The organism is Roseisolibacter sp. H3M3-2 (assembly GCF_029211165.1).
Taxonomy (GTDB): Bacteria; Gemmatimonadota; Gemmatimonadetes; order Gemmatimonadales; family Gemmatimonadaceae; genus Roseisolibacter.
This window is the reverse complement of the sequence record NZ_JARGEK010000305.1, coordinates 1-6,112: the sequence shown is the minus strand read 5'-3', so window position 1 is coordinate 6,112 and position 6,112 is coordinate 1. Positions and strand designations below refer to the sequence as shown.

Below are 6,112 nucleotides of genomic sequence, written 5' to 3'. Positions count from 1 at the left end.
TTGTCTTCCTAAGACCGCTTGGCCTCCGACTTCCGGCCCGGAAGGCGCGGCGCCGCGCGTGCCCTGACGACGCCGTGCGGCGCCCGCGCGACTCAGCCGCCGCGCGCCGCCAGCACCAGCCGCCGCCGCCGCTCGTGCAGCCCCGCCTCCAGCCCGACGGGGAAGCGGTGCGGGTTCACGAGGCGCGTGATGCCGGCATGGAAGCCGGCGAGCTGCGCCTGCGCCCGGTCGCGCGACGCCTCCAGCGGCTCGGCGTCGCGCACGCGGCGCCCCGCGCGCAGCGCGGCGACGAGCAGCGGCTCCCAGGGCGCGTCGGCGGCGAAGCGGCGGCGGCGCGTGTCGTCGCGCGGGTCGATCATCAGCGCCTCGCCCGCCGGCGCGGGCGCCGACTCGTCGACGATCATGTCGGCCGCGAACGCGCCGGCGTCGTCGCCGTCGTCGGCGCCGGTCGCGTACCGGCGCACCTGCAGCAGCCCGGGGAGCGTCGTCTTCTCCTGCTGCTCCGACACCTTCACCCGCGGCACCCACGCGCCGCCCTCGCGCACCGCCGTCAGCTTGTAGACCGCGCCCAGCGCCGGCTGGTCGTACGCGGTGGCGAGGCGTGTCCCCACGCCCCAGATGTCGATCGGCGCGCCCTGCTGCTTGAGCGACGCGATGACCGTCTCGTCCAGGTCGTTGGTGGCCATGATGCGCACCTCGGGAAGCCCGGCGTCGTCGAGCAGGCGGCGCGCCTGGCGGCTGAGGTACGCGAGGTCGCCCGAGTCGAGGCGGATCGCCTGCAGCCGGTGCCCGTGCGCGCGCAGCGCCAGCCCGGTCTCGATCGCGTGCCGCACGCCGTCGAGCGTGTCGTAGGTGTCGACGAGGAGCACGACGTTGTTGGGGAGCGCGTCGGCGTACGCCGCGAACGCCTCGCGCTCGTCGCCGAACGCCATCACCCAGCTGTGCGCGTGCGTGCCGCGCACCGGCACGCCGAAGCGCTGCCCCGCGAGCACGTGCGAGGACGACGCGCAGCCGCCGACGTACGCCGCGCGCGTGGACGAGAGCCCGCCGTCGGGGCCCTGCGCGCGCCGCAGCCCGAACTCCACCACCGCGTCCCCCTGCGCGGCTCGGCAGACGCGCGCGGCCTTGGTGGCGACGAGCGTCGGGAAGCCGAGGTGCACGAGCAGCGCGGTCTCCACCAGCTGCGCCTGCAGCAGCGGGCCGGTGACGCGGACCATCGGCTCGCCGGGGAACACCACCGTCCCCTCCGCCACCGCGTCGACGTCGAGCGTCACCCGCAGCGCGCCGAGCGCGTCGAGGAAGTCGGCGGGGAAGAGCGCCGAGCCGTCGTCGCCGCGCAGCGTGGCCAGGTAGGCGAGGTCGGCGGCGTCGAAGCGCAGCGCCTCGAGGTACGCCAGCGCGGGCTCGACACCGCACGCCACCGCGTAGCCGCCGCCGAACGGCGCGTTGCGGAAGTACAGGTGGAACGCCACCTCCTGCTCGGCCCGGCCGGCGCGCCAGTAGCCGAGTGCCATCGTGAGCTGGTAGAGGTCGGTGAGCAGCGCCGAGCCGGCGGGGTCGGCCGCCGCCTGGACGGACGGTACGTCGATTGCGCCGGGGGCGGCGGACGGTCGGGGATCAGGGCTCACGGGAGGAGAGGATGCACGTACGACTCAAGCCGCTGCGGGAGCAGGTCATCGTCATCACCGGCGCGTCGAGCGGGATCGGGCTCACCACCGCCAGGGCCGCCGCGGCCCGCGGGGCGAAGGTGGTGCTGGTGTCGCGCGACCAGCAAGACCTCGCCGCCGTGGCCGACGACATCCGGGCCGCCGGGGGCGCCGCCGAGGTGGTGGTCGCCGACGTCGCCGACTTCGACGCGCTGCGCGCGGTCGCGATGCGCGCGGTCGAGCGGTTCGGGCGCATCGACACCTGGGTCAACAACGCGGGAGTCTCCATCTACGGGTCGATCGCCGACGTGCCGCTCGACGACGCGCGGCGGCTGTTCGAGACCAACTACTGGGGCGTCGTGCACGGCTCGCTGGCCGCGGTCCCGCACCTCAAGGTGCAGGGCGGGGCGCTCATCAACGTCGGCAGCGTGCTCTCCGACACGACGATGCCGCTGCAGGGACACTACTCGGCGAGCAAGCACGCGGTGAAGGGGTTCACCGACGCGCTGCGGCTCGAGCTGGAGAAGGAGGGCGCGCCGGTCTCGGTCACGCTCGTGAAGCCGGCCGCGATCGACACGCCCTACACCGAGCACGCGGCCAACCACCTGGGCGTCGAGCCGAAGCACCAGCCGCCGGTCTACGAGCCGATGGTGGTGGCCGACGCGATCCTCGCCTGCGCCACCTCGCCGCGGCGCGACGTGAAGGTCGGCGGCGCGGCCAAGATGTTCACGACGCTCGAGACGCTCGCGCCGCGCCTCGCCGACCGCTTCAAGCTGGCGTCGTCGTTCACGGGGCAGCGGAGCGACGAGCCGGCGCGCGCCGACGACACCCTCTACGCGCCGCGCCCCGGCGACGGCCGCGAGCGCGGCACGTACCCGGGGCACGTGATGAAGTCGAGCGCCTTCACGACCGCCTCGCTCCACCCCGTCGCGACGGTGCTCGGCGCGGCGGCGCTGGGGCTCGGCGTCGCGCTGATGGCGCGCCACACCAACCGGGAGGGCTGAGCCGATGCGACTCCGCACCATCACGCTCGCGGCCGCGATGCTGGCCGCCACCGCCTGCGGCCGCACGGGCGGCGACGCCGCCGCCGACAGCGCCGCGATCCCCAACACCTCGATGGACTCGACGGGGAAGACGGGGCCAGTCGGCGACTCGCTCAGCAGCGCGGCGGGGGGGGCGCTGGTGACGCCGGGGGCGGACACGGCGCGGGCGGACACGGCGGCGCGGAGGCCGTGACCTTGGCGGTCGCACGGCGCAGAGCGGGGTACGGCGTACTTCAGGGTACGGCGAAGATCGGGGTGAACCGAACCAAGGGGTGAACCGGAAACCGGGGTACGGCGGACCTACCGGCTATGAGCTCGTAGGTCCGCCGTCCCCCGCTCTGCGCCCTATCCCTCCCTTCGGTTCATCCCGCTCTGCGCAGTCTCCTGCACTCCGCCGTACCCGGCCCTGCGCAGTAGAAAGGCATCGGTCAGAGCTTCACCACCGCCGCTGCCCATCCCCCCGGATCGGTGTCCTGCTTGTGCAGCGCGTCCAGGTCCACGACGATCCCCGCCGGCTCGCGCTTGACGGAGAAGCGGTCCATCCCGCGCGTCGCCCGCCCCTCGATGAACGAGCCGTCGGGGCGGTACTTCGACTTGTGCTTCGGGCACACGAAGCGCCCGTCGGCCGCGAACCAGCGCAGCGCCGTGTTCTGGTGCGGGCACGCGAGGTTGAACGCGTAGGCCGAGCCCTGCCACCGCACCAGGATCACCTCGGCCTCGCGGTCGATCGTCGCGCCGTCGGCCGCGGGAACGGGGTAGGTGCGGGTCTCGCCCTGCCGCGCGACCGGGGCGACGAAGGCCAGCGGCGCGGCGAGCGCGCGCCCCGGCGCGGCGCCGAGCGACACCAGAGCGGCGCCCGCCGCGGCGGCGGCGTGTTTGAGGAAGGCGCGGCGCTCGGCGCCGAACGCGTCGTCGGCGCCGCAGCCGGCGCAGTCGGGGGAGGAGTCGGGGCGCGGATCGCGCACGGCGTCAGTCACGGTTGAAGATCCACATCCCGACCACGCTCGCCGTCGACACGGCGACCGACCCGAGCGCCACGTTGCGGTGCCGGCGCGCGGCGTCGACGTCGCTGTCGACCGCGCGCGACCCGAGGACGCCCGCCGCCACGAACCCCGCCTCGGCGCCGAGCATCGCGAGCGAGTGGACCAGCCGGCGGGTGCGCCCCTGCTCGACCCCGCGCGACTCGGCGAGATTCCAGACGCCGGTCACCGTGTTGACGAGGAACACCGTGCCGACCGCGCCGGCGACGATCGCGTGGTTGCGCCGCAGCCCGTCGTCCGGCGGCGAGCCGCGGCGCCCCGCGAAGACGTCCTCCTTCTGGCCGAGCAGGCGGTCGCCGAGCACGTACTGCGTGGCGAACAGCGGGAGGATGGCGTAGCTCCCCCAGCGGTGGATGCGGAGGCGCGTCTCGTACCCCTCGCTCACCTGCACCGCGCGGGGGCGGCGCGTGGTGTCGGGCCGTGCCGCGACCCCCGCCGGCAGCGGGCGGACGAGCGGCGCGGGGGTCGTGTCGGCGGCGAGGGCCGCGGCCAGCAGCCAGAGCGGGGTCGGCATCGATCGGGAGGGAGGGGAGCCGGGGAGCCCGGCTACGCGCCGGCCTCTCCCATCAGGACGACACTGTTGCCCACGCGTACCCTCCCTTTATTCCGGACCAGCGCGTTCTGGGCGAAGCGGACCTTGCCGTCCACCTTCCGGTAGCCCGAGAGCGTCCGCAGCGGCTCGGCGCCCGTACGCCCCGTGTCGGGGTCGACCGTGGTCATCACGCAGCGCCCGCACGGCTTCACCAGGTCGAGCCCCACCTCGCCGACGGTGACCTCCCGCCACCCGTCCTCGGCGTAGGGCTCGGCGTCGCCGGCGACCACCACGTTCGGGCGGAAGCGCTCCATCGCCACCGGCGCGTGCCCCTGCGCCGCCAGCCGAGCGTTCAGGTCGTCGAGCGAGGCCTGCAGCGCGACCAGCACCGGGAAGGCGTCGCTGAACGCGGCGCGGTCGTCGGCGCGCGCGTGCGGGTCGTCGATCGGCCGCCGCGAGTCGTCGGGGAGCCACATCAGGTGGCACTGCCGACCGAGCGCCTCGGAGAACCAGGCGTCCACCTCGGCCGGGTAGTCGCACGCCGCGACCTCGTGGGCCCAGATGCGCACGCGGCGGCGGCGCGACCCCGGCTCGGGCGGGGCGACGTCGATCGTGTCGCCCGACGGCGCGTGCACGCGGACGCGGTGGGCCAGCGTCACCGTCCCGTCGGCCGTGTCCCCCGGCGGCGCGAGCAGCTCCGTGCGGAGCAGCGTCATCCCCGCGTCCTCGCGCTGCGTGAGGAAGACGCCGGCGTCGTCGACCAGCATCCACCGGCGGTCGAGCGCGAGCCCGAGGTCGTCCACCTCGGCGGCGGCCACCGCGACGCCGCGCAGCGACTTCACGGGGTGGACGTGCAGCGACGCGACGTGGAGCGGCTGGCCGGGGCTCGGCATCGGCAGGGGGTGGGGGTCGGCCGGAGTCTACGCGCCCCCGTCGGCGGACGCGAGCGTCGCGTCCATGCGCTCCGTCCGCGCGCCGCCGGACTCCAGGAGCTCGCGGTACCAGCGCTCGGCGTCGGCCAGCCGCGCTTCGTGGCCCGCGGCCCCCCAGAGCAGGGCCAACGCGCGCGTGGTGTCGGGCGTCGTCTTCGTGCGCTGCGCGTCGCGCACCGCGTTGGCGCACGGCCCGTCGGCGTCGAACAGGCACAGCAGCCCGCCCAGGTCGATCTCCTGCCCCGACGCGTTGAACACGTAGCGCGCCCCCTCGGGCGCGAGGCCGACGCGGAACGGCGCCCGCGCCCGGTCGAGGTCGACGATGCTGATCGGGAAGCCGCTGTGCAGCGAGACCGCGTTGCACGCGTCGACGGCGAGGTTGATCGCGCCGAGCGCGCCCTCGCCGGCGGCGCGCACGAGGTACTCGGAGGCGGGCTTGCCGCGGCCGGTCGGCTTGTAGCCGCCGTGGCGCAGCATGTCGCGCACGTCGGCGCGCACGCGCTCGTCGCGCGCCAGGGGCGCGGGGGCGTCGGGGCGCAGCGCGTCGCGCACCGCGGCGGGCGTCTCGAGCGCGCCGAGCGGGGCGGGGAAGGTCGCGACGAACGCCGCGAGGCGGAGCGACGGGTGGGGGGCGACGTCGAGGCGCATGAGGGGGCGAGGATACCGCTCGGCCGTCGCGGGCGCCACGTTTCGGCGCACCCCCGTCACCGCGCCGCCATGCCCGCTCGCCGCACCACCTGCTCGGCCCTCCTGCTGCTCGCCGCCTGCGCGGCGGGCGAGCGCTCCGCCGCCGTTCCGGCCGTGCCGCAGTCGTCGTCGGGCGCCGTCGGCGACTCGGCGAGCGGCGCGCCGCGCGTCGTCGTCGAAGCCGCGCTCGACGCCGCGCGCGCCACCGCCGTCGACTCGACGCCGGTGGCCG

Annotated in this window: 8 protein-coding genes; 3 read left to right on the top strand and 5 right to left on the bottom strand. The window is 75.7% G+C overall.

The features are described from left to right. Positions 1–92: 92 nt before the first annotated feature. Complete coding sequence (locus tag PYV61_RS19560) at positions 93–1,589, bottom strand: nicotinate phosphoribosyltransferase (RefSeq protein WP_345785268.1); 1,497 nt, start codon at positions 1,587–1,589, stop codon at positions 93–95. Between the two features lie 50 nt (positions 1,590–1,639). Between PYV61_RS19560 and PYV61_RS19555 the strand changes: the two genes are divergently transcribed. Both PYV61_RS19555 and PYV61_RS19550 read left to right on the top strand, forming a co-directional pair. After that, positions 1,640–2,650 carry an SDR family oxidoreductase gene (locus PYV61_RS19555; protein WP_275834753.1) on the top strand — a complete coding sequence of 337 codons (1,011 nt, stop codon included), beginning with the start codon at positions 1,640–1,642 and terminating at the stop codon, positions 2,648–2,650. Positions 2,651–2,654: 4 nt separating this feature from the next. Continuing rightward, entirely contained in the window at positions 2,655–2,882 is a 228-nt protein-coding gene (locus PYV61_RS19550; protein ID WP_275834751.1) for a hypothetical protein, read from the top strand. 235 nt (positions 2,883–3,117) lie between these two features. Here PYV61_RS19550 and PYV61_RS19545 read toward each other — a convergent pair whose 3' ends face one another. From PYV61_RS19545 to PYV61_RS19530, 4 genes are read right to left on the bottom strand one after another with little or no spacing between them, the layout of a single operon-like run. Then, complete coding sequence (locus PYV61_RS19545; protein WP_275834749.1) at positions 3,118–3,666, bottom strand: Rieske (2Fe-2S) protein; 549 nt, start codon at positions 3,664–3,666, stop codon at positions 3,118–3,120. Then, positions 3,659–4,243 carry a hypothetical protein gene (locus tag PYV61_RS19540; RefSeq protein WP_275834747.1) on the bottom strand — a complete coding sequence of 195 codons (585 nt, stop codon included), beginning with the start codon at positions 4,241–4,243 and terminating at the stop codon, positions 3,659–3,661. Before PYV61_RS19540 ends, PYV61_RS19545 begins: the two co-directional genes overlap by 8 nt. A gap of 32 nt (positions 4,244–4,275) precedes the next feature. Further along, the gene (locus tag PYV61_RS19535) at positions 4,276–5,154 is read right to left on the bottom strand and encodes an MOSC N-terminal beta barrel domain-containing protein (protein ID WP_275834745.1); all 879 of its coding nucleotides are present in this window, start codon (positions 5,152–5,154) and stop codon (positions 4,276–4,278) included. A gap of 27 nt (positions 5,155–5,181) precedes the next feature. Beyond that, a complete protein-coding gene (locus PYV61_RS19530) occupies positions 5,182–5,841 on the bottom strand; it encodes a phenylalanine--tRNA ligase beta subunit-related protein (RefSeq protein WP_275834743.1) in 660 nt (219 codons plus the stop codon). A gap of 69 nt (positions 5,842–5,910) precedes the next feature. On the opposite strand from PYV61_RS19530, the gene PYV61_RS19525 reads away from it, so the two are divergent. Further along, on the top strand, positions 5,911–6,112 hold a 202-nt coding region (locus PYV61_RS19525; RefSeq protein WP_275834741.1), incomplete at its 3' end, for a hypothetical protein.

Coding starts and splice junctions, on each gene's coding strand:
- PYV61_RS19530 (WP_275834743.1), bottom strand. CDS start 5,841: ATGCGCCTCGACGTCGCCCCCCACCCGTCGCTCCGCCTCGCGGCGTTC.
- PYV61_RS19550 (WP_275834751.1), top strand. CDS start 2,655: ATGCGACTCCGCACCATCACGCTCGCGGCCGCGATGCTGGCCGCCACC.
- PYV61_RS19540 (WP_275834747.1), bottom strand. CDS start 4,243: ATGCCGACCCCGCTCTGGCTGCTGGCCGCGGCCCTCGCCGCCGACACG.
- PYV61_RS19555 (WP_275834753.1), top strand. CDS start 1,640: ATGCACGTACGACTCAAGCCGCTGCGGGAGCAGGTCATCGTCATCACC.
- PYV61_RS19535 (WP_275834745.1), bottom strand. CDS start 5,154: ATGCCGAGCCCCGGCCAGCCGCTCCACGTCGCGTCGCTGCACGTCCAC.